The following is a 21,394-nucleotide window of genomic DNA, read 5'->3' as shown; positions in this document are numbered from 1 at the left end:
GTTGTCTCTGGCGGCGCCCTGCGTCGGGTGGGGGTTTCCGCCCCCGGGCGGGGAGCGATACCCGATCGCCTTCTCGGAGCGGACCGGCGCCGACCGGATCGTGCCGCGCGCGCAGCAGCCCGAGTGGGCACCCTGGAGGGGACCGCGGTTTGGCACGAGTCCGGGAGCGGAAGGCAATGACCGAGGCGTACGTCGCGACGGCGGCGATCACGATCGAAGCGGCACCAGATCGGGTGTGGTCCGTACTCACCGACCCCGATGCCATCAAGGAGTTCATGTTCGGCACGGAGGTCTCGACCGACTGGACCGTCGGCGGGCCGATCACCTGGCAGGGCGTATGGGAGGGCAAGAGTTATCAGGACAAGGGCACGATCCTCGAGTTCGAACCCGGACGACGACTCGTGCACACCCACCTCAGCGGGCTCAGCGCCCAGGACGACACGCCGGAGAACTACCACACGCTCACCTGGACGCTCGAGGGCGATGCCGGGACGACGCGGCTCACGCTGTCGCAGGACAACAACGCCACCATCGAGGAGGCCGAGCACTCGAAGGCGATGTGGGAGAGCCTCGTGAAGAGCGTGAAGGAGATCGCGGAGCGCGCCTAGGACGAAGGGCCCGTCTGTGGGTGACGGGCCCTTCGGCATGCCGCGTGTCAGGAGTCCCGGTGCCGGTCCCGGCGCTCAGGGAGCTGCTGGAAGCCGGCCGACCTGTAGGTGGCGACGGCGCCGACATTGGAGCTCGGGGTGCAGACGATCGCGCTCGACGAGCCCAGATCCTGGAGCGCGGCCGCCGCGGCGACGGTGATTGCCTTGCCGTAGCCGTGACCACGGTGCTCCCGGTGGACGCCCATCGGCTCGAGCAACCCGGGCCTGCCCGGACCGGCCGACCACACCGTCACCGCCGACACCGCCGTGCCCTGCTCGTCGTACGCGACCAGACAACGGGCGTCGGCGTACGGCAACTCGGCCGCCATCGCCTGCCAGCGCTCGTCCGTGAACGCCGACCCGTCGAACGACGCCCGATGCACGGCGGTTCGCACGTGCGCCCGGTCCGGCCCGATCACCTCGATCCGCACGCCCGGAACCTTCACCGGCTCCGTCAGGTCGCGGCGCAGCGGCGTCCACGGCTCGTCGGTGCTCCAGCCGTCCACGGCCAGCAGGTCGTGGACCAGTGCACCCGTCGGCGCCTCGACGTCCACCGTGCCCTGAGGCAGTACCCCGCGCTCCGGCTCGATCACATCGGCAACGATCCCTTGCGCCAGCTCCTCGTCCCGGTGAGCGTCTGGCGCCGTCGTCAGCCGCAACAGCCGGGGACCGTCCAGCAGGCCGACGGCAAGAATCTGCCCGTCCCGGCTCCAGGTCCGGACCGCCGCGGCCATCGCCTCTGCACCGAACCTCCAGAACCAGCCCAGGTCCCCCGGATGCAGCTGCACAGGCGCCCCGTCGTGCTGCCACTCCCGCAGAACGCCCACAGCCTTGTTCAGCCCGCCGACTCCAGGCTTGCCCAGCACGATCGCCATCTGCCGATCAAATACCACCGCGCCGTCGGTCCTCGACTTGTTTGTGGTCGGTGACGCTCGGGCCGCCCGACGCAGAACGGCCCGGGATCGCTGGAGCTCCAACAATCCCGGGCCGTTCATCACTGCGGAGGATGGGGGATTCGAACCCCCGAGGGCTGTTAACCCAACACGCTTTCCAAGCGTGCGCCATAGGCCACTAGGCGAATCCTCCTCGAGCCCGGGAACCGGGCGCGGCTCACCACGGTCGTGACCGGGTGCGGCCACACGAGGATACCGGACGCGAGGCCCGGGGCCGAATCGGGATCGCGGGCCGCCGATCGGGCGAGAGACGGAGGCTCTTGGCGCACGCCGAGGCTCGTGCTGGATCGGGTAGGCTGAGGACAGACCCCTCGTGCGGCACCATCTCGCCGAACTCCCCCAGGGCCGGAAGGCAGCAAGGGTAAGTGAGCTCTGGTGGGTGTACGAGGGGTCCTTTCTGTCTCCGGCCGCCGGTGTGCGCGCCACGATGTGGACCAAATCACGCTCGCATCGTGGGATTTTCCGCCCGGCGATTCGTCAAACGGACGACCGGCCACTCAAGATGGGGTCATGTCCCGCACGACGACCGCTGCCACGCAGGCCTGCCGCACCCTCCGGTGTCGCGCCGCCGCGTGCTGTTGCAGCATGTCGTACGGGCGAATGTGCACCCGCTGATCGACCTCGGCACGCACATCTGAATCGGCGCCGCCCGGCGCACCCTCGTGGTGCGGGACCGGCGCCCGCGCGCTCGCCACCTCGCTGATGGCCGTGGCCCGCCGCTCGTCACATCCCATTCGGCCGTGACCCGGCCGGCATCACCGTGCCCCCGTGCACCCAGGAAGGACCTCCATGTCTCGCACGCACGCCTCCGTCGTCGTCCTCGCCGCCGCGGCGGCCCTCACCTTGTCCGCCTGCGCCGCCCCAGGTGACGACACCCCGGCCGACGGCAGCGACGGGGACCCGATCCGCATCGGCGTCGTCGGCGCCGGGGAGCCCTACTGGCAGACCTTCGAGGACGCCGCCGAAGCGGAGGGCATCACCGTCGAGATCGTGAACTTCTCCGACTACCAGCTCCCGAACCAGGGGCTCACGGACGGCGACCTCGACCTCAACCAGTTCCAGCACCTGCAGTTCCTCGCCGGGTACAACGTGAGCTCGGGCAGCGACCTCACGCCGGTCGGCGCCACGGCCGTGTACCCGCTCGGCCTGTACTCGCTGGAGCACGACAGCGTCGAGGACATCCCCGACGGCGGCGAGGTCGCCATCCCCAACGACGACACCAACCAGGCGCGCGCCCTGCTCGTGCTGCAGGACGCCGGCCTGCTCACGCTTCGTGACGGCGGCAGCTCCTTCTCCACCCCCGCGGACATCGTCGAGGACGAGTCTCGGGTGACGGTCACCCCCGTGGACGCGGCGCAGACGGCGCTGGCCCTCCAGGACGTCGACGCGTCGATCATCAACAACGACTTCGTGGGCGACGCGGGCCTGACCGCCGAGGACGCGATCTTCTCCGACGACCCGGACTCGGCCGCCGCGGAGCCGTACATCAACGTGTGGGTGACGCGCGCCGAGGACGCGGACGACCCGACGTTCGCGCAGCTGATCGACATCTTCCACACGCCCGAGGTCGAGGCGGGCCTGATCGAGGCCTCCGGCGGCACCGGCGTGGTCAAGGACAACACCGCCGACGAGCTGCAGGAGATCCTCACCGGCATCGAGGACAACCTGCGCGAGCAGGGCTGACCACCGCCGACCGCGCTCTGGCCAGGACCTCGGGTCACGATGGTGGCCCGAGGTCCTGGCCTGTGAGGGGAGACATGACCAGCATCATCAGTTTTCGCGACGCGACGAAGGTGTTCCCCGGCCGCGGCCGGGGGCAGGACGTGCGTGCCGTCGACGGCGTGACCCTCGACGTCCGTGCCGGGGAGATCTTCGGCGTCATCGGCTACTCCGGGGCCGGGAAGTCGACGCTCGTGCGGCTGATCAACGCGCTGGAGCGCGTCACCAGCGGCGACGTGGTGGTCGACGGCGTCCCGCTCGCCTCCCTCGGGGAGGCTCGCCTCCGCCCGGTCCGGGCGGGCATCGGCATGATCTTCCAGCAGTTCAACCTGCTGGCGTCCCGGACCGTCGCCGGGAACGTCGCCTACCCGCTCGAGGTCGCCGGCTGGTCCCGCGCCAGGCGCGCGGCGCGCGTCGCCGAGCTGCTCGACTTCGTCGGCATCGGCGAGAAGGCCGGCGCCTACCCGTCCACGCTGTCCGGCGGGCAGAAGCAGCGGGTCGGCATCGCCCGCGCGCTCGCGACCGAACCGCGGATCCTGCTCGCCGACGAGGCGACGTCCGCCCTCGACCCCGAGACCACGCAGGACGTCCTCGCGCTGCTGCAGCGCGTGAACCGGGAGCTGGGGATCACCGTCGTGGTCATCACGCACGAGATGGACGTCGTGCGGTCGATCTGTCACCGGGTCGCCGTCATGGAGCACGGGCAGGTCGTCGAGGTCGGTGACGCCTACCAGGTCTTCAGCGCGCCGGGGCACGAGGTGACGCGGCGCTTCGTCGAGACGGCGCTGCGGGACCGGCCGTCGTCGGCGGTACTGGCACGGCTCCGGAAGCGGCACGCCGGCCGGATCGTGACGGTGGGTGTGGACGAGGTCGCCGGATCGTCCGCCGTGCTCACGCGCGTGCTGCGCGAGCACGGCGTCGACGGCACCGTCGTCTACGGCGGAATCACCGAGGTTGCGGAGCGGCCGTACGGGTCGCTCACGGTGGAGCTCGTCGGCGGCGGGGGCGCCGTCGAGGGGGCGGTGGCGGCGCTGCGCGCCGTCACGTCGGTCGCGGACCACGGCACGGCGGCTCACCCGGCGCCCGACGCGGGACCGGTCACCCCTCCCGGTAAGGAGACGAAGCGATGACGTGGGACAGGCTGGGGCCGCTTCTGTGGGAGGCGTTCGGGCAGACCGCCTACATGGTGCTCATCACCCTCGTGGTGGGCGGGTTCTTCGGGCTGGTGCTCGGGCTGGGGCTGTACCTGACCCGGCCGGGGAACCTGCTCGCGCACCGCGTCGTGTTCGCCGTGCTCAACGTGGCCGTGAACGTGGTGCGGCCGGTGCCGTTCATCATCTTCCTCGTGGCGCTCGGGCCGCTGACCCGGCTGTTCGTCGGCCGGATCATCGGGATCGAGGCGTTCACCTTCTCGATGTGCTTCATGGCGTCGTTCGTGTTCGCGCGTCTCGTGGAGCAGAACCTGGTGACGATCGACCCCGGCGTCGTCGAGGCGGCGCGGGCGATGGGGGCGTCGCCGCTGCGGATCGTGCGGACCGTGCTGATCCCGGAGGCGCTCGCGCCGCTGATCCTCGGGTACACGTTCCTGTTCGTCGGCGTGCTCGACATGTCGGCCATCGGCGGGTACCTCGGGGCCGGCGGCCTCGGCGACTTCGCCATCGTGTACGGCTACCGGCAGTACGACTGGGCCGTGACAGCGGTTGTCGTGGTGATCATCGTGCTGATCGTGCAGGTCGTGCAGGCGCTCGGGAACCGACTGGCGCGGCGCGCGCTGCGGCGGTGAGGTGTTGCCATCCAACACCTGACGCTCCGGCGGGGTGGGGATCGCGAGGAGCCGTGTGTGGGTGAGGGCGTCTATCGTTGCGGGGGTGAGCACCGCCCTCTACCGCCGCTACCGGCCCGAGACGTTCGCCGAGGTGATCGGCCAGGAACACGTCACCGGTCCGCTGATGCAGGCGCTGCGCAGCGGGCGGGTGAACCACGCCTACCTGTTCTCGGGCCCGCGCGGGTGCGGAAAGACGACGTCGGCGCGCATCCTGGCTCGCACGCTGAACTGCGAGCGCAACACCCCGGAGAGCCCGCTGGACACGCCGTGCGGTGAGTGCCAGTCGTGCGTCGAGCTCGCGCGCGGCGGCCCGGGCTCGCTCGACGTGGTCGAGATCGACGCGGCCTCGCACAACGGCGTCGACGACGCGCGCGACCTGCGGGAACGCGCCACGTTCGCCCCGGCGCGCGACCGGTACAAGATCTTCATCCTCGACGAGGCCCACATGGTCACGCCGCAGGGCTTCAACGCGCTGCTGAAGATCGTCGAGGAGCCCCCGCCCCACATCAAGTTCATCTTCGCGACCACCGAGCCCGACAAGGTCATCGGCACCATCCGCTCGCGCACGCACCACTATCCGTTCCGCCTCGTCCCGCCGGACGTGCTCGGGCCGTACCTGGAGCAGCTCTGCGCGGCCGAGAGCGTCAGCGTGGGCGGGGGAGTGGTGCCCCTGGTGACGCGGGCAGGCGGCGGGTCCGTCCGTGACTCGCTGTCCGTGATGGACCAGCTCATCGCCGGCGCCTCGGGCGGCGTCGTGGACTACGACCTCGCGGTGGGCCTGCTCGGCTTCACCCATGCCACGCTGCTCGACGACGTCGTGGAGGCTCTCGCCGCGCGCGACGGGGCGTCGATCTTCCGCGTCGTCGAGCAGATCGTCGCGACCGGGCACGAGCCGCGGCGCTTCGTCGAGGACGTGCTGGAGCGGCTGCGGGACCTCATGGTCATGGCGGTCTCCGGCGACGCCGCAGACGCCGTGCTGCGCGGCGTGCCCGCCGACCAGCTCGAACGCATGCGGGCACAGGCCCTCCACCTCGGTCTGGCCGAGCTGTCCCGGGCGGCGGACCTGACGAATGCGGCCCTCACCGAGATGACCGGGGCCACGTCGCCCCGCCTGCACCTCGAGCTGCTGTGTGCGCGCCTGCTCCTTCCCGGAGCGGACGACGGCGCCGCGGGCCTCGCGGCCCGCGTCGAGCGGCTCGAGCGCGGCGGCCTCGTCGCGGCGGTACCGGGTCCCGGTCCGACGGCGGTCGTGCCCGGGTCGGCCGACGACGTGCCCGCGAGTGCGCCGACGGGAGCCGGCGGCCTGTCCGGCGCGGCTGCCGCGCGGGCGGCGCGGGCGGGCCTGGCGGGGACGCGCGCCGGTGGTGGGGCCGATGTGGCTCCGGGTGCGCCGGCGCCTCATGCGGGGACGGCCGAGCCGGCTCCGGCTGCGCCCGAGCCGGCTCCGGCCGCGCTCGAGCCGGCCTTGGCCGCGCCCGAGCCGTCGACCGCCGTCCAGCCATCTGCCGAGCCGGTGCCGGTCGAGGCCGCCGAGCCCGTCGGGGCCGGAACCATTACCACCGAGGTGGTCCGCCGGCGGTGGGACGAGGTCCTCGGCGCGCTGCAGAGCGCGCGCGTCACGTGGTCGCTCGTCGGGCCGAACGCCCAGGTCGCATCGCTCGACGGAGGGACGCTCCGGCTGTCGTTCGGCGCGCCCGGGCTCGCCCGGGCGTTCGGGAACCTGCGGCACGTCAGCGCGGTCGAGGACGCCGTCTACCAGACGCTGGGGCTCCGGGTGAAGGTCGAGGCGATCGTCGGGGACGTGCCGCCGTCGTCGGGCGGAGCTCCCGCGGGGCCTGCGCCTGCGGGCCCGGGTGACGGCGGGGCCGGTGGTCCTGGGGCTGGTGGCGGCGGGGCCGGCGGCGGAACCGCGCCCGGCGGGCTGGGGGCGCGTGCTACGGGTGGCTCGTCGGGCACCGGATCCGCGGGCGGTGGCGCGACGCGCGCCGCCGGGGGCGCGTCGGGCGCCGTCGCACCCGAGGGTGACACAGGCTGGCCCGAGGTCCCGCCGCCGGGCGGCCTGACGGCTGCTGTCCCGGTTGCCTCCGTGACGATGCCCGCCGTGACGATGCCCGCCGTGACGACGAACGGCGCGCGTGCGGTCGCCGTCGTCGACCGACCTGCCGCGAGCCGAGCGGCGGCCACGGGCACCCGGTCTGCCTCAGCACCTACGGCCTCCGCCGCCGCGGACCAGGCGTGGCTCTCCGGCGCTCCGCTGTCCGAGCCGCCCCCCGACTACGACGACGGCCCGGAGCCGGAGCCGGTGTACGACGAACCGGCGCCGGCGTCGGGCAAGACCGCCGCGCCGGGCGGCCGAGGGGCGCCTGCCGCAGCACCGGCCCTGGATCCCGCGTCCGCGACCCCCACCCACTCCGCCGCCGCCACCGGCGCACCCGCCACCGGCGGCGCCCGGGCCAGGGAGATGCTGCGTCAGGCCGCGGAGCGTCGCGCTGCGGGTGCGCCTCCGACACACGGCGCAGCGGTGAACGGCACGCCCCGGGCGACCGGTCGGGCGTCGGACACGATGGCGGACGACGAGCCCTCAGTGGACGACCCCGACATCACGTCCGCCGGGCTGATGGGCGTGCCGCTGGTGGTGCAGGTGCTGGGCGGCACGATCATCGACGAGATCGTCGAGCAGGGCTGATGCCGCCGGTGACGACGCTGCGGATCGTCGCGGCCGTGGTGGTCGGCGCCGATGGGCGGCACCTCCTGGTGCGCAAGCGCGGCACCCACGCGTTCATGCAGGTGGGCGGCAAGATCGAGGTCGGCGAGGAGCCGCTGGTGGCCCTGCTGCGGGAGTTCGAGGAGGAGGTCGGGCTGGTGCTCGACCCGGCCGACGTCGAGCCGCTCGGGCGGTTCGGCGCACCCGCTGCGAACGAGCCGGACCACGAGGTCGACGCGTACGCGTTCGTCGTGCGGCTCGGTCAGGGGGCGGAGCCGCTGGCGCAGGCCGAGCTCGCGGAGCTCGTGTGGATCGACCCCGAGCGACCGGTCGCGAGCCGGCCGATCGCCCCGCTCTCGCTCGACCTGCTCGCGGCGGTGGCTACGCCGCGCCGGTGAACGGCTGGTCGGGCGCCGTGGGTTCTACCTCGACCTTCCGCACCACCCGCGCCCGGGCTACACGCTCGGCGCGCTCGCGTTCCATGCGCCGGCGCGGGTCGGCGTCGCCGAGGTCGGCCGGTCCGGCGACGTGGAGCAGGAGCCAGTTGAGGCGCCACGTGATCCGGTACCAGAGGCTGAGGCCGTCGTTGTTCGAGCTCATCACGTCTCCAGATGCTTGGTGTACAAAGAGTTTGCACCCTAACTGATACGCTGGTCAAGACCGATCGGAGGAACCGGATGCCCTCTCTCACCGAAGATGACCTGCTCGAGCTGGACCGGCAGGTCTGCTTCGCGCTCGCCGTGGCCTCGCGGAGCGTCAACGCGCTCTACCGCCCGCTGCTGGACCCGATAGGCCTCACCCACCCGCAGTACCTCGTGATGCTGGCGCTGTGGGAGGAGTCGCCCCGGTCGGTCAAGCAGCTCAGCGCCGTGCTGCAGCTCGACCCCGGCACGCTCTCGCCCTTGCTCAAGCGGCTCGAGGCGGCAGGCCTCGTCACCCGGCGCCGGGACCCGCGCGACGAGCGCTCCCTCGCCGTCGAGCTCACCGGCTCGGGCCGCGACCTGCGCGCCCAGGCGCTCAAGGTCCCGCCTGCGGTGGTCGAGCGCCTCGGCATGTCCCTCGCCGAGCTGGAGACCCTCCGGGTCAGCCTCGCCCGCGTCATCGCTGCGGCCGCGGGCTCAGGGTCGTGACCGGACCGGCCGAACCGCAGCGCGGCGCCCTCCACCACGTCGAGCTCTGGGTGCCGGACCTGGCGCGAGCCGAACGGTCGTGGGGCTGGCTCCTCACCACGCTCGGGTACGCGCCGTTCCAGAGCTGGGAGCACGGCCGGAGCTGGCGACTCGGCCCCACGTACGTGGTGGTGGAGCAGAGCCCGGCGCTGGTCTCCGGCACGCACGAGCGGTTGCGACCAGGCCTCAACCACCTGGCGTTCCACGGCGGCTCGCGGGCTGACGTCGATGCGCTGGTCGAGGCCGCGTCGGGTCACGGGTGGGCGCTCCTCTTCCCCGACCGGCACCCGCACGCCGGCGGCCCGGACCACTACGCCGCGTACCTGGAGGACGAGGACGGCTACGAGGTGGAGATCGTCGCGGAGGACTGAGGCTGCCTCCGGCGTCGGGCACCGGGCACCGGGCGTCGGGCACCGGGCACCGGGCGTCCGGCGCGGGCACCGGGGCGAGGGGGTAGGAGAGGTAAGAATGGTAAGAATGGTGCGTCATTCGACGAAAGGATGCGATCGACCATGACGCGCCGCTTCACCCGGACCTCGCCGGAGGCCGAAGGCCTCGACCCCGCCGCCGTCGCGCGGCTGGTGACGAACCTCGACGCGCTGGACGAGATCCACGGGTTCATGCTGCTCCGGCACGGCAACGTCGTGGCGGAGGGGCACTGGGCGCCCTTCGCGCCCGACCGGCCCCACGTCATGTTCTCGGTGAGCAAGTCGTTCACCTCCACGGCGGTGGGCCTCGCGATCGAGGACGGGCTGCTCGGCCTGGACGACCTCGTGCTGGACCACCTCAAGGCCGAGGCGCCCGCCGAGCCGTCCGCGAACCTCGCCGCGATGCGGGTCCGCGACCTGCTCACCATGACCACGGGCCACGACCGCTCGACCATGGAGGGGATCGACAGGACGACGATCGGGCTCGCGGGCTCCGACTGGGTACGCCAGATCCTCGCGATGCCCGTGCCGTACGTGCCGGGCACCACGTTCGTCTACGACACGGGCGCCACGTACCTTGCGGGTGTCATCGTCCAGCGCCTCACCGGCCGGCGTCTGCTCGACTACCTCCGCCCTCGCCTCCTCGACCCGCTCGGGATCACGGGAGCCGCCTGGCAGCAAGACCCGGACGGCCTCGACGTGGCCGGGTACGGGCTGTCGGTCACGACCGAGGACCTGGCGGCGTTCGGGCAGCTCTACCTGCAGGGCGGGGTGTGGGAGGGCCGGCAGCTCGTGCCGGCGGCGTGGGTCGAGGCCGCCACGGCGAAGCAGGTCGAGTGCGGCCCGCACGACTGGGTCGAGTGGCTCCAGGGCTACGGATTCCAGTTCTGGCGGTCCCGGTTCGGCGCGTACCGCGCCGACGGCGCGTTCGGCCAGTACGCGATCGTGTGGCCGGAGCACGACATCGTGCTGGCCGTCACGTCGGGCATCGAGAACACCCAGTCGGTCCAGGACGCGGTCTGGTATGCGCTGCTCCCGGCACTCGACCCGGCCGCGGCGGCGACGTTGCCCGACGCCGGTGGCCCGCGTCCCGGCGTCGCACCGCCTGCTGACGGGGTCACGTGGGACCTCGCCCTCCGTGCGCCGCAGGGCGCGTCGACCTCCCCGCTCGAGGAGTCGCTGCTGGGCGTGACGTACACGGTCGCGGGGAACGACCACGGCGTCGAGTCGTTCGCGCTCCGCCGGGACGGCGACGGGCGGCTCGTCCTCGAGGACCGGGTCCGCGGCGCGGATCACCTGCTCACGCTGGGCCACGGGGGGTGGGTGGCCGGCACCACGGAGGTCGAGGGCGGGCCGGCCGACGTCGCCGGAGCGTATGCCTGGGCGGACGACTCCACGCTGGAGGCGCGGGTGCACTTCCTGGGCACCCCGTTCGCCTGGACGTTCACGCTGCGGTTCACCGGGGAGACGGTGGCGCTCTCGATCGACCAGAACGTCTCGTTCGGGCCGACGCACCTCCTGGACGCCACGGGAACCGCGCAGTCGTAGCTCCGCCACGCGGGTGAGACGCCTCGAAAAGGCGAGCGTCCGACGTCGGGCAGCGGCTACCGTCGCCGCGTGCGCAGCATCCCCGACTCGATGGACCTCGCCGTCGTCGCAGCCGTCGACGCCCGCCTCGCGGGAGTCGAGGCCGACCACGACGTGCGCGTGCTCTGGGCGATCGAGAGCGGCAGCCGGGCGTGGGGCTTTCCGTCGCCGGACTCCGACTACGACTGCCGGTTCCTCTATGTCCGTCCCGTCGACCACTACCTCGGCCTGCGTCGCCTGCGCGACGTGATCGAGACGCCGATCGACGCGGTGTTCGACGTCGGCGGCTGGGACCTGCGCAAGGCTCTGGCGCTCATGGTCAAGGGCAACGCGACGGCTGGGGAGTGGCTGCGGTCGCCGATCGTCTACCGCGGCGACCCCGAGGCGCGCGACCTGCTGCTCGACGTCGCGGACGACGTCGTCGACCGGTTCGCCCTGACGAGACACCACCTGCACGTCGCGCGGAACAGCCTCGCCCTGCTCGCATCCAGCGGGCGCCTCAAGAAGTTCTTCTACGCCCTCCGGCCCGTCGTGACGCTGCGGTGGTTGCGCCTGCACGACGGCGTCGCGGTGCCGCCCATGGACCTGCCCGCCCTTATGCGCGAGGCAGCGGTGCCCGACGACGTCCGGGTCGCCTCGGACGACCTCGTCGCCCTCAAGGCGCGCACGCGGGAGCTTGGTACCGCCGACGTCCCGCCGGTCCTCATGGCGTTCGTCGACGCCGAGCTCGCGGTCGCGGAGTCGTCGCTGCCCGGTCTGGAGTCCTCGCGGACGGATCGGTCGCGTGCCCGCGAGTGGGACCGGGCAGAAGAGGCGTTCCTGGAGCTGCTGGCGGCGGGCTGACCCGGACGCGGGGAGTTCTTCCCCCTGGGCGAGCTGGAGGAGAGCGCGGCGGCCGACCTGCGAGAGCAGGCGCCCGCGACGACCGACCTCGTGCCCGGCGTGGTCGAGCCGCTCCGCGACCGGCTCCCGGACGGTCCGCTGCTACGGAGCCCCGCGCTGGACGAGGCATTCGGCGAGAGTGGCTTCTGGAGCGAGGCGTACCTGGCTCAGGACGAGCCGGTGCTGGTGCTCGTTTCGCTGGGCCAGTAGGCGTCGGGCCCTGCGGGGTCCTTGAAGTCATCCACAGGCCGCAGGTCGAACGTGTGTATCCACAGATATGCTGCTTTGCTGTCTCTCGACGCGCGTTGACGATCGAACAGCTGTATGATCGGAGCATGTCTTGGCGGCGTAGTTCCTCGTCTCTGCCCGGCTCGGAGGAGTCCGGGCCGGCGGGGTCGCGCGCGCTGACGGTCGGTCACTGGGGTCGGTGGGACGGGGCTTCGGTGGCGGGGCGTGCGGCCGCTCCGGCGGCTGCGACGCTCGCGGACTACCAGGGGGCGGTCGATCTCCTGGCGGACGTGGACGCCCGGTTGGCCGAGCTCGAGGGGCTGCGGGTCGTGGCGTTGGAGCGCGTGCGGCGGATCGGGACGGCCCTGGACGAGCACCTGGTGGACGGGGCCGCGGTCCAGGCGGCCGGTGCCGGCTGCGGGCTGGGTGGTGCGGGCCGGGTGCGGGATCTTGCCGCCCGTGCCTTCACGGCGGAGGTGGCGTCCGTGCTGCGCGTGGCACCGCAGACGGCGTCGGTGCTCCTGCGGCAGGCGGAGACGCTGACGAGCACGGGCTTGCCGGCGCTCGTGAGCACGTTGCAGGGCGGCTGGTCGGCGAAGCACGCCGCGGCTGTCGCTGACGAGATCGCCGGGCTGGACGAGGCGGACGCCACGGCGGTGCAGGCGGGCCTCGCGTCGCTGCCGTCGATCGGGTCGCTGACGCCGGGGCAGGTCGCCTCGCGGGTGCGGGTGCTGCGTGAGCGGCTGCGTCCGGAGACGATCGCTGCCCGCTGCGAGGAGGCGGCAGATGCGCGGGACGTGTACCTGGACCCGGCCAAGGACGGCATGGCGCAGCTCACCGCGATCCTGCCGGCGGTCACCGCGCACGCGATCTACGACCGCGTCACCGCCACTGCCCGGGCTGCTCGGGCGGCCGGTGACACGCGGACCCAGGGTCAGCTGCGGGCCGACACGCTCAGCGAGCTGCTCCTGGCCGGCCCGGTCAGCGCGCTCCCCGATGGCGTGTCTCCGGACGGCGCGTCTCTCGTGCCGCTGGCGCGGTCCATCGTGCCGCGGGTGCACGTCACGGTGCCGGTCCTGAGCCTGCTGGGCGAGTCGGACCAGCCGGCGACGCTCGACGGCGTCGTCCCGATCGACCCGGACACCGCCCGGCGCCTGGCCGCGCGGGCGCCGTCGCTGCGGCGACTGCTGACCCACCCGGAGACCGGGGCGGTGCTCTCGGTCGGCCGGGACATCTACCAGGTCCCCGCAGACCTGCGCACCTACCTGCAGGTGCGTGATGTGACGTGCCGGTTCCCGGGCTGCACCCGCAAGGCCCGGTACTGCGACGTCGACCACTCCACCGACTGGGCCGAGGGCGGCACCACGAGCGCAACCAACCTCGCTCACCTGTGCCGGGCGCACCACACGCTCAAGCACCAGACACGCTGGACCGTCGCCCACCACGGTGACGGGACACTGACCTGGACCAGCCCGTCCGGCAGGACCTACACGACGACACCCTACGAACAGGCGGCCCCGTCACCCCCGACCGCGCCGGCGCCCAGGCGGGCGGGCGGCGCGGACGACCCACCTTTCTGAACCGACCAGTGAGACTGACACGGTGCTGTCAGGTGGTCGCCGCCACCTGGGCACGGCGGCGTTCCAGGTGGGCGCGCTCGCGATCGTTCCCGCACAGAGCCAGCGCACGGTCGTACTCGGCGAGCGCCGCCTGCGTCCGGTCCGCGCGGACGAGGAGCTCGGCGCGCGCCGCGGGGAGCCGGTGCGAGCGCGGTAGCCGCTCGTCGAGACCGTCGAGCAGGGCGAGCCCCGCCGCCGGTCCGTCCACCTCGGCGACGGCCACGGCGCGGTTCAGCCGCACCACCGGCGACCCGGTCAGCTCCTCCAGGGCGGCGTAGTGCGACGCGATGCGGTCCCAGCGGGTCGCGTCCGCCGTCGGCGCGGCCGCGTGCTCCGCGGCGACGAGCGCCTGCAGGAAGTACTCGCGCGCCAGGCGCGCCTCGGCCGGATCGGGGACCACGGACCCGGCGGACCCGGCGGAGCCGGACTCCCGCACCGGACGGCCCGCGCTCGCCGGCCAGAGCTCCGACTCCCGCTCCAGAAGGGGCTTGAGCACGGCGAGCCCCTCGGCGATCTCGTCGTGCCGCCACCGTGACCGGTCCTGATCGGGCAGCAGCACGAGCCCGCCGTCCACGCCGACGCGCGCGAGACGGCGCGCGTGCTGCAGCAGCATGAGGGCGAGCAACGCGTCGAGCACCGGTCGTTCCGGGAGGAGCGAGCGCACCACCTGCGCGAGCCGGATCGCGGGCTCGGCCAGCGAGGCCCGCACCACCTCGTCGCCCGTCCCGGGGGCGTACCCGGCCGTGAACGCCAGGTACGCGACGGAGGCCACGACCGCGATCCGCGCCCCCAGCCGGTCGGGTCCGGGCAGCGCGAACGGCGCGCCGACGGCGGCGAGGCGCCGCTTGGCCCTCGTCAGGCGTGCGGCCATCGTGGCCTCGGGCACGAGGAAGAGCCGCGCGATCTCGACGGTCGGCACGCCGAGCACGAGCCGCAACGAGAGTGCGGCCGCCGCCTCGGGAGCCAGCGCCGGGTGCGCGCAGAGCAGCACGAGCCGCAGCCGTTCGTCCCGCAGCTGTCCGACGCCGGTCGGGTCACCCGGGTGCACGGCTCCGCCCGAGGCGGGACGGTCGTCGGGCGGGAACGCAAGGTCATCCAGGGCCTGGTGGCGCAGGGACTCCTCCACGACGATCAGCGGCTCCTTCCGGGCGGCGACCGCCTCGGCGCGGAGGCGGTCGAGGATGCGGCGGCGGGCGGCCGTGAGGAGCCAGGCCGCCGGGTTGGCGGGCGCGCCGTCGTCGGGCCACGTGCGGGCCGCGGCCTCGAAGGCGTCGGCGAGGCCGTCCTCCGCGAGGTCGAGCCGCTGGTAGCGCGCGACCAGCAGGGCCAGGAGCCGGCCCCACTGGTCGCGGAACGCGGTCTCGACCGGGCCTGTCCCGGGCGGCCCGCCGCCGATCACGGGCACGTCAGCTCTCGAAACCTTCGATCGTGACGACGGGGCGGATCTCGATCGCGTACGCCGTGGGCAGCAGCGCGCACAGGTCCGTCATGACGTCGAGGTCGGGCGCGTCGACGAGGTAGAACCCGCCGATCTGCTCCACCGTCTCCGCGAACGGCCCGTCCGTGAGGGCGACCTGCCCGTCGACGTGTCGCATGGTCGTGGCGGCGTCGACGTCCGCGAGCGCCTCGCCCGCGAGGAGCGTCGCACGCTCCGCGACGGCCTTGTGGAAGTCGAGGTGTGCCTGGTGGTAGGCCTGACGGGTCTCCTCGGACGCCTCGTCCCAGACGGTCGGCTCGTACGCGAGCAGCGCCAGGTACTTCATGCGATCACCTCGGCCTCGGCCGGGGCGGCGTCCGCGTCGGTGTCGGACGCGGGCTGGTCGAGGCACTCGCGCACCTCGACGGGGCCTTCGGCGTCGGCGAGGACCGCGACCACCTGCAGCAGGTCGTCGAGGTCGTCGGTGCGGATCAGGTAGAAGCCGCTGAGCTGCTCCACCGTCTCGGCGTAGGGGCCGTCGGTCACGCTGCCGTCGGCGTGCACCACCTTGCTGCCCGACGAGTGCGCCAGCTCGGACCCGCCGGTCATCGTGTGCCCCCGCTGCGCGAGCATCCCCATGAACTCGCGGTGGCGGTCGTAGACGGCGGCCTTCTGCTCGGGCGTCGCGTCCAGCCAGCTCTGCTCCACGGACGGCAGCAGGACCATGTATTCCGTGCTCATCGTTCGTCTCCTCGGTGACGGTTGCTCCGGTGATCACGAGGACCGGTCGGCCCTCACCACGATGACGCGCGAGGAGCGGAAAATCGACAGGGCACGATAGGGCGATGCGCAGTCCAACCCAGCAGCAGCTTCGCCCGGACCAGGTCGCCGGGCTGGTCCTGGCCGCCACGGGGGTCGACGTGATCCGCTCCGCCGAGCTCGGCGGTGGCGGGTTCGCCGCGGTGTGGCGGGTCGACCTCGCGGAGCCGGTTGACGTCCTGGACCTCCCCGACGGTCCGGCCGGCGTCGGCTCCGCCACGACCCTCGTGCTCAAGGCCGGGCCGCCGTCCGGCACGCCGCTCCTGACCTACGAGGCCGGGATGATCCCGGCCGAGGCGGAGTACCTGCGGCTCGTCGCGGTGGGCGCGCCCGCCGTGCCGGTGCCGCGCGTGGTGCGGCAGGGCCGCGGCGGCGGCGTCGAGGGCGACTGGGTCCTCACCACGTTCCTGCCGGGAACTCCCCTGCCCGACCTGCCCGCCGGAGTGGGCGGCCGCGTCCGGCACGACGTCGGTGCGGCGCTGCACGCGGTCCACGAGATCACGGGGGACCGGTTCGGCTACGACGGACCGCGCCCGCACGGCACCACGTGGCGGGCGGCGTTCACAGCGATCCTCGCGTCGCTGATGGACGACGCCGGCCGGTGGGCTCTCCCGCCGGCCCACCTTCCGGCGCGGCGCGTCGAGGCGGCGCTGGACCGGCACGGCGCTGTGCTCGACGAGGCGACCCGGCCCGCGCTGCTGCACTTCGACCTGTGGGACGGCAACGTCCTGGCGTCGCCGGCCCGGTCCGGGGACGCCGCGGGCGAGCACCGGATGACGGGGCTGGTGGACGGCGAGCGGTACCTGTTCGGCGACCCGCTCGTCGACCTCGTCTCCCCGGCCCTGTTCCGCCGGATCGAGGACGAGCCCGAGCACCCGGTGCTCGCCGGGTACGCGGAGGCCTCGGGCGCGCCACTCGTGCTCGACGACGGCGCCCGCACCCGCCTCGCCCTGTACCGCGTGTGGCTGCACGTGCTCATGACGGTGGAGATGCCGAGCCGCGGGATGACCGGACCTGACGCGGACCGGCGGCGCGAGCTGGTGACGCGGCTGCTCGACGAGGACCTGACCCGGCTGGGGGTATGACGCGACGCCCGAGTCACCTCGGGGTATGACGCGAAGATCATCCCGCGGGTGGACGGACCGCCTGGTGACCTGCCGATACGCTCGCCGCATGGTCACCGACAGTGGTGGTATCCGCGCGGACGGCGTGCGGCGTTCTTTCGGCACGGTGCATGCGGTGGCCGACGTCGACCTGGTTGCTGAACCGGGTCGCGTCACCGCTCTCATCGGGCCCAACGGGTCGGGCAAGACGACCCTTCTGCTCATGCTCGCGGGTCTGCTCAGGCCGGACGGCGGCACGGTGCGCGTGGCGGGCTTCGACCCGGTGACGGAGAGCTACGCGGCGCGGGCCCGCACGGGCTGGATGCCGGACGTCTTCGGCACGTGGGACTCCCTCACGGCGCGCGAGGTCCTGACGACCGTCGCCGCGGCCTACCGCCTCGACCGGGCGGCGGGGGAGGCGCGCGCGTCGGAGCTCCTTGCGCTCGTCCACCTTCAGGATCTCGCCGACGCGCCGGCGCACGTGCTGTCCCGCGGACAGAAGCAGCGCCTCGGCCTGGCGCGTGCCCTGGTCCACGACCCGGACGTGCTGCTCCTCGACGAGCCGGCGTCTGGGCTGGACCCTCGCTCGCGCGTCGACCTACGGGTCCTGGTGCGCGATCTTGCGGCGTCGGGCAAGACGATCCTGGTGTCGTCGCACGTGCTCACCGAGCTGGACGAGATGGCCGACGACGCCGTGTTCATCTCGAAGGGCCGCACCGTCGCCACGCAGTCCGTGACGGGCGGCGACGAGCCCCGGCAGTGGCGCATGCTGGCGCTCGACCCGGCTGCCCTGATCGCCTGGCTGGAGTCGTCGGAGACGGCCTACGAGCCGGACCCCACGGGCGGCGTCCTGGTGGACCTCAGGGGCGAGGCCGCGGCCGCGGCGCTCCTGCGGTCCGCGGTCGAGGCGGACGTCCCCGTGGTGAGCCTCGCCCCCGCCGGGGGCGTGCTCGAGCAGACCTACCTGGCCCTGGAGGAGGAGCGGCGATGAGCGTCACTGTGGAAACGCCTGCGGCGCCCGACGCCGGACCGGCCGCCCCGGCCGGTCGCGGCACCTGGGCCGTGTCGTTCGAGGGTCTGCGGACCGTGGCGCGACTCGAGCTGCGCCAGCGCATCCGGTCGACCCGGTGGAAGACCGCGCTCGTGGTCTGGTTCCTCGTGATCGGCGGGATCACCCTGCTGACGACGGGTGCGTTCAGCACCATGACCTCGGCGTACCCGCAGGACGAGGACCCGTACGGCGGCACCATCTACAGCATCGTGGTGTGCTTCGTGCTGTTCCTCGGCCTGCTCGTCGCGCCGACGCTGAGCGCGGCGTCGATCAACGGCGACCGGAACGCCGGGACCCTCGCGACACTGCAGGTCACCCTGCTGTCCCCCGCGGAGATCGTCCTCGGCAAGCTGCTCGCCGCGTGGGCGGCGGCGCTCGCCTTCCTCGTGGTGAGCGTGCCGTTCATCCTGTGGGCGCTGCTGGCGGGCGGCGTCGACCCGCTGTCGCTCGTGACGACGCTGCTGATGCTCGCGGTGGTCCTGGGGGTGGTGTGCGCGATCGGGCTCGGCTTCTCGGCCCTCGTCTCCAAGACCTCCGGGTCCGCCGTGCTCACCTACCTGACGATCGGCTCCCTCACCGTCGTGCTGCCGATCGTGTTCGGGCTGCTCGTGCCCGTCACCACGACAGAGGAGGAGGTGCGGGTCTGGAACGTGCCCCCCACCTACTCGTGGGAGGACACCGAGCCGCCCGCCTGCGAGTGGACCACGGAGAGGATCGGCGTGTGGCACAGCGAGCGCACCTGGTGGCTGCTCGCGCCCAACCCGTTCGTCGTCGTGGCCGACGCCCAGCCGCTCGGCGACGACCCGGAGCAGATGGCGGAGGAGGCGAACATCCTCGCGATGCTCCAGTACGGCGTCCGGTACGCGCGCACCGGTCCCGCCCCCGAGCAGGACTACTGCAGCTGGTACGGCGAGGACGCGGCGGCCGCGTCGCCGGTCGAGGAGGTCGAGCCGACCGACGCGCTCGTGTGGCCGTGGGGCCTCGGTCTCCAGCTGCTCCTCGCAGCGGGCGGCGTCGTGATCGCGGTGAACCGCCTGCGCATCCCGTACGACACGCTGCCGCGGGACACCCGCGTCGCGTAGGCGTCGTCAGGCCTTATGAGGTGCCCGCCTGAGGCTCAGGCGTGGAGGGCGTCGTACTCCGCCTCGGTGGCGACGTCGTCCTCCACGTCCAGGCGCAGGTGCGCCAGGACGGTCTGCACCGCCCTGAGCACGGACGCGGCGCGCTCGCCCCACAGCGAGAAGTAGGAGAACTGCCACCACCAGAGGGCCTCGAGCTCGTGCCCGCCGTCGTGGTGCTGCAGGCCCTTCGCCATCGCCTCGGCCACGCACGCCAGCTCGCCGGAGATCGAGGCGCGCTCCACCTCGGGGGAGATCACCGGGTCGACCACCTCGGTGTACTCGTCGAACCCGTCGAACATGCGGGCCAGCGCCTCGCGCAGCGGGTCGAGGTCGGTGTCGGGGCCGGCGTCGGGCTCGAACCGCTCCATCGGCACCACGTCGACGATCGCCGCCAGCCGGGCGCCTGCCGCGAGCAGGTCCGACGTCGCCAGGACCAGCAGCGACAGCTCGGCCCCGGGCATCGCGCCGGAGGCCACCTGCGTGACCGTCGACAGGAACGTCCGCGCCTGCGCCGACATCTGGTCCGCGACCTCGCGGAGGTCCGAGTCCCGGCTGATCTCACCCATGCGACCCACCCACCTCTCCGTGCCGGCGGGCCCCGGCTGGGCCTGCCGTGCGTCGTGCGTGCGCGTGCGGCGTCCTCAGCCGCCGACTACTCGCCGGCCCTCGAACGCCCGCCCGAGGGTCACCTCGTCGGCGTACTCCAAGTCTCCCCCGACCGGCAGGCCAGAGGCCAGCCGCGAGACTGTGATACCCATGGGCGCGATCAGTCGGGCAAGATAGCTCGCCGTCGCCTCGCCCTCGATGTTGGGGTCCGTGGCGAGGATGACCTCCTGCACCGTGCCGTCCGCGAGGCGCGCCATGAGCTCCTTGATCCGCAGATCGTCCGGGCCGACGTTCTCGATCGGGTTGATGGCGCCGCCGAGCACGTGGTACCGCCCCCGGAACTCACGGGTGCGCTCGATCGCGACGACGTCCTTCGGCTCCTCCACGACGCACACGACGTCGTCGCTGCGGCGCGGGTCCGCACAGATGCGGCACCGCTCCGCCTCGGCGACGTTGCCGCACAGCTCGCAGAACCGCACGCGCGCCTTGACCTCCGTCAGCGCGTCCACGAGGCGCTTCACGTCGTGCGCGTCCGCGGCGAGCAGGTGGAACGCGATCCGCTGCGCGCTCTTGGGGCCCACGCCGGGAAGCCGGCCGAGCTCGTCGATCAGGTCCTGGACCGCGCCTTCGTACACGGGAGCCAGCCTAGGCCCCGCCACCCACATCCCGAGGGGAGACGGTGCACCCGCGAGGGCTCCGGCGTCGGACAGGTGCCGTGTGGGGGAGACTGCACCCGTGCTCGAGCTCGACGCCCTCACGATCGCCCTTCTGCTCCTGGCCGGCCTCGCGGCCGGCTGGGTCGACGCCGTGGTGGGCGGCGGTGGGCTCATCCAGCTCCCGGCGCTGCTGCTCGTCCCGGGCATCAGCCCGATCCAGGCGCTGGCGACGAACAAGCTGGCGAGCATCATGGGGACCTCGACCAGCGCCATCACCTACTACCGGCGCGTGGGCCCGGACCTGCGCACGGCCGGTCCGACGGCGGTCGCGGCCCTCCTCGGCGCGTTCGGCGGGGCGGTGCTGGCCTCGCGCATCCCCGCCGAGCTCTTCAAGCCGATCATCCTCGTGGTGCTCGTGGGCGTGCTCCTGTGGACGGTGCTCAAGCCGTCGCTCGGGGCGCGCGACGACCTGCGCTGGGTGGGCAACGGGCACAAGCGGATCGCCGCCATGATCGGCCTCGTCATCGGCGCGTACGACGGACTGCTCGGGCCCGGCACGGGGACGTTCCTCGTGATCTCGCTCGTCAGCGTGCTCGGCTACTCGTTCCTGCCGGCCTCCGCGCTCGCCAAGATCGTGAACTTCGCCACCAACCTGGGCGCGCTGCTCTACTTCGTGCCCAGCGGTGCCGTGCTGTGGGGGCTGGGCCTCGGGATGGGGGCGGCCAACCTGGTCGGGGCGTACATCGGCGCCCGCATGGCCGTGGCGCGGGGCTCGCGCTTCGTGCGCGTCGTGTTCGTGCTGGTCGTGGGCGCGCTGATCTGCCGCCTGGGCTGGGACGTGCTGAGCCGCTGACGCTGCT

At 73.0% G+C, this 21,394-nt stretch carries 23 protein-coding genes, 1 tRNA gene and 1 other RNA gene; 17 read left to right on the top strand and 8 right to left on the bottom strand.

All coding sequences use genetic code 11. The features are described from left to right. The first annotated feature begins 176 nt into the window (after positions 1-176). Positions 177-608 carry an SRPBCC family protein gene (locus L1785_RS19660; protein WP_236091002.1) on the top strand — a complete coding sequence of 144 codons (432 nt, stop codon included), beginning with the start codon at positions 177-179 and terminating at the stop codon, positions 606-608. Positions 609-655: 47 nt separating this feature from the next. Here L1785_RS19660 and L1785_RS19655 read toward each other — a convergent pair whose 3' ends face one another. Both L1785_RS19655 and L1785_RS19650 read right to left on the bottom strand, forming a co-directional pair. Further along, positions 656-1,522 carry a GNAT family N-acetyltransferase gene (locus tag L1785_RS19655; protein WP_236091001.1) on the bottom strand — a complete coding sequence of 289 codons (867 nt, stop codon included), beginning with the start codon at positions 1,520-1,522 and terminating at the stop codon, positions 656-658. A 125-nt stretch (positions 1,523-1,647) separates the two neighbouring features. Next, positions 1,648-1,733: transfer RNA gene (locus tag L1785_RS19650), tRNA-Ser, on the bottom strand. A 169-nt stretch (positions 1,734-1,902) separates the two neighbouring features. On the opposite strand from L1785_RS19650, the gene ffs reads away from it, so the two are divergent. The 6 genes from ffs to L1785_RS19620 all read left to right on the top strand — a co-directional run bounded on the left by ffs (position 1,903) and on the right by L1785_RS19620 (position 8,246). Further along, an RNA gene (gene ffs, locus L1785_RS19645) (signal recognition particle sRNA small type) lies at positions 1,903-1,999 on the top strand. A 390-nt stretch (positions 2,000-2,389) separates the two neighbouring features. After that, entirely contained in the window at positions 2,390-3,283 is an 894-nt protein-coding gene (locus tag L1785_RS19640; RefSeq protein ID WP_236091000.1) for a MetQ/NlpA family ABC transporter substrate-binding protein, read from the top strand. A gap of 74 nt (positions 3,284-3,357) precedes the next feature. Beyond that, on the top strand, positions 3,358-4,449 hold the full coding sequence (locus tag L1785_RS19635) for a methionine ABC transporter ATP-binding protein (RefSeq protein ID WP_236090999.1): 1,092 nt from the start codon (positions 3,358-3,360) through the stop codon (positions 4,447-4,449). Continuing rightward, the gene (locus L1785_RS19630) at positions 4,446-5,102 is read left to right on the top strand and encodes a methionine ABC transporter permease (protein WP_236090998.1); all 657 of its coding nucleotides are present in this window, start codon (positions 4,446-4,448) and stop codon (positions 5,100-5,102) included. The genes L1785_RS19635 and L1785_RS19630 overlap by 4 nt, the downstream gene beginning before the upstream one ends. An 85-nt stretch (positions 5,103-5,187) precedes the next feature. Beyond that, entirely contained in the window at positions 5,188-7,830 is a 2,643-nt protein-coding gene (locus tag L1785_RS19625; RefSeq protein ID WP_236090997.1) for a DNA polymerase III subunit gamma and tau, read from the top strand. Next, complete coding sequence (locus tag L1785_RS19620; RefSeq protein ID WP_236090996.1) at positions 7,830-8,246, top strand: NUDIX hydrolase; 417 nt, start codon at positions 7,830-7,832, stop codon at positions 8,244-8,246. The genes L1785_RS19625 and L1785_RS19620 overlap by 1 nt, the downstream gene beginning before the upstream one ends. Here L1785_RS19620 and L1785_RS19615 read toward each other — a convergent pair. After that, positions 8,230-8,448, bottom strand: a complete 219-nt coding sequence (locus L1785_RS19615; protein ID WP_236090995.1) for a hypothetical protein — start codon at positions 8,446-8,448, stop codon at positions 8,230-8,232. The two genes, L1785_RS19620 and L1785_RS19615, sit on opposite strands and share 17 nt — an antisense overlap. A 77-nt stretch (positions 8,449-8,525) precedes the next feature. Here L1785_RS19615 and L1785_RS19610 point away from each other — a divergent pair, with 77 nt between their 5' ends. From L1785_RS19610 to L1785_RS19585, 6 genes are all read left to right on the top strand, one after another. Next, on the top strand, positions 8,526-8,978 hold the full coding sequence (locus tag L1785_RS19610; RefSeq protein ID WP_372461890.1) for a MarR family winged helix-turn-helix transcriptional regulator: 453 nt from the start codon (positions 8,526-8,528) through the stop codon (positions 8,976-8,978). Beyond that, a complete protein-coding gene (locus tag L1785_RS19605) occupies positions 8,975-9,388 on the top strand; it encodes a VOC family protein (RefSeq protein ID WP_372461889.1) in 414 nt (137 codons plus the stop codon). Before L1785_RS19610 ends, L1785_RS19605 begins: the two co-directional genes overlap by 4 nt. A 141-nt stretch (positions 9,389-9,529) precedes the next feature. Beyond that, positions 9,530-10,993 (top strand): serine hydrolase domain-containing protein, encoded by a 1,464-nt coding sequence (locus L1785_RS19600; RefSeq protein ID WP_236090994.1) that lies wholly within the window; start codon positions 9,530-9,532, stop codon positions 10,991-10,993. 69 nt (positions 10,994-11,062) lie between these two features. Continuing rightward, positions 11,063-11,875: a nucleotidyltransferase domain-containing protein gene (locus tag L1785_RS19595; protein WP_236090993.1), complete on the top strand. Its 813-nt coding sequence runs from the start codon at positions 11,063-11,065 to the stop codon at positions 11,873-11,875. 90 nt (positions 11,876-11,965) lie between these two features. After that, positions 11,966-12,124 carry a hypothetical protein gene (locus L1785_RS19590; RefSeq protein WP_236090992.1) on the top strand — a complete coding sequence of 53 codons (159 nt, stop codon included), beginning with the start codon at positions 11,966-11,968 and terminating at the stop codon, positions 12,122-12,124. Between the two features lie 125 nt (positions 12,125-12,249). Continuing rightward, entirely contained in the window at positions 12,250-13,722 is a 1,473-nt protein-coding gene (locus L1785_RS19585) for an HNH endonuclease signature motif containing protein (protein WP_236090991.1), read from the top strand. Between the two features lie 28 nt (positions 13,723-13,750). On the opposite strand, the gene L1785_RS19580 is transcribed toward L1785_RS19585, so the two are convergent. The 3 genes from L1785_RS19580 to L1785_RS19570 are packed head-to-tail and all read right to left on the bottom strand — an operon-like array spanning position 13,751 to position 15,919. Then, entirely contained in the window at positions 13,751-15,166 is a 1,416-nt protein-coding gene (locus L1785_RS19580) for an RNA polymerase sigma factor (protein ID WP_308113386.1), read from the bottom strand. Between the two features lies 1 nt (position 15,167). Then, positions 15,168-15,524, bottom strand: a complete 357-nt coding sequence (locus tag L1785_RS19575; RefSeq protein WP_236090990.1) for a YciI family protein — start codon at positions 15,522-15,524, stop codon at positions 15,168-15,170. Beyond that, positions 15,521-15,919, bottom strand: a complete 399-nt coding sequence (locus L1785_RS19570) for a YciI family protein (RefSeq protein WP_236090989.1) — start codon at positions 15,917-15,919, stop codon at positions 15,521-15,523. Before L1785_RS19570 ends, L1785_RS19575 begins: the two co-directional genes overlap by 4 nt. Positions 15,920-16,023: 104 nt before the next feature. Between L1785_RS19570 and L1785_RS19565 the strand changes: the two genes are divergently transcribed. The 3 genes from L1785_RS19565 (at position 16,024) to L1785_RS19555 (ending at position 19,233) form a co-directional block, all read left to right on the top strand. Continuing rightward, positions 16,024-17,082, top strand: coding sequence for a phosphotransferase family protein (locus tag L1785_RS19565; RefSeq protein ID WP_236090987.1), 1,059 nt, complete (start codon positions 16,024-16,026; stop codon positions 17,080-17,082). Between the two features lie 88 nt (positions 17,083-17,170). Next, positions 17,171-18,091 carry an ABC transporter ATP-binding protein gene (locus L1785_RS19560; protein ID WP_236090986.1) on the top strand — a complete coding sequence of 307 codons (921 nt, stop codon included), beginning with the start codon at positions 17,171-17,173 and terminating at the stop codon, positions 18,089-18,091. Beyond that, entirely contained in the window at positions 18,088-19,233 is a 1,146-nt protein-coding gene (locus L1785_RS19555; RefSeq protein ID WP_236090985.1) for an ABC transporter permease, read from the top strand. The genes L1785_RS19560 and L1785_RS19555 overlap by 4 nt, the downstream gene beginning before the upstream one ends. Positions 19,234-19,268: 35 nt before the next feature. Here L1785_RS19555 and L1785_RS19550 read toward each other — a convergent pair whose 3' ends face one another. Both L1785_RS19550 and recR read right to left on the bottom strand, forming a co-directional pair. Then, positions 19,269-19,838: a DUF5063 domain-containing protein gene (locus tag L1785_RS19550; protein WP_236090984.1), complete on the bottom strand. Its 570-nt coding sequence runs from the start codon at positions 19,836-19,838 to the stop codon at positions 19,269-19,271. 75 nt (positions 19,839-19,913) lie between these two features. After that, positions 19,914-20,513, bottom strand: coding sequence for a recombination mediator RecR (recR, locus tag L1785_RS19545; RefSeq protein ID WP_236090983.1), 600 nt, complete (start codon positions 20,511-20,513; stop codon positions 19,914-19,916). Positions 20,514-20,613: 100 nt separating this feature from the next. On the opposite strand from recR, the gene L1785_RS19540 reads away from it, so the two are divergent. Then, positions 20,614-21,387 (top strand): TSUP family transporter, encoded by a 774-nt coding sequence (locus tag L1785_RS19540; RefSeq protein ID WP_236090982.1) that lies wholly within the window; start codon positions 20,614-20,616, stop codon positions 21,385-21,387. Positions 21,388-21,394: the final 7 nt, after the last annotated feature.

The sequence above is a fragment of the Antribacter soli genome, from assembly GCF_021568775.1.
Taxonomy (GTDB): Bacteria; Actinomycetota; Actinomycetes; order Actinomycetales; family Cellulomonadaceae; genus Antribacter; species Antribacter soli.
This window is presented reverse-complemented; position numbering and strand designations above follow the sequence as displayed.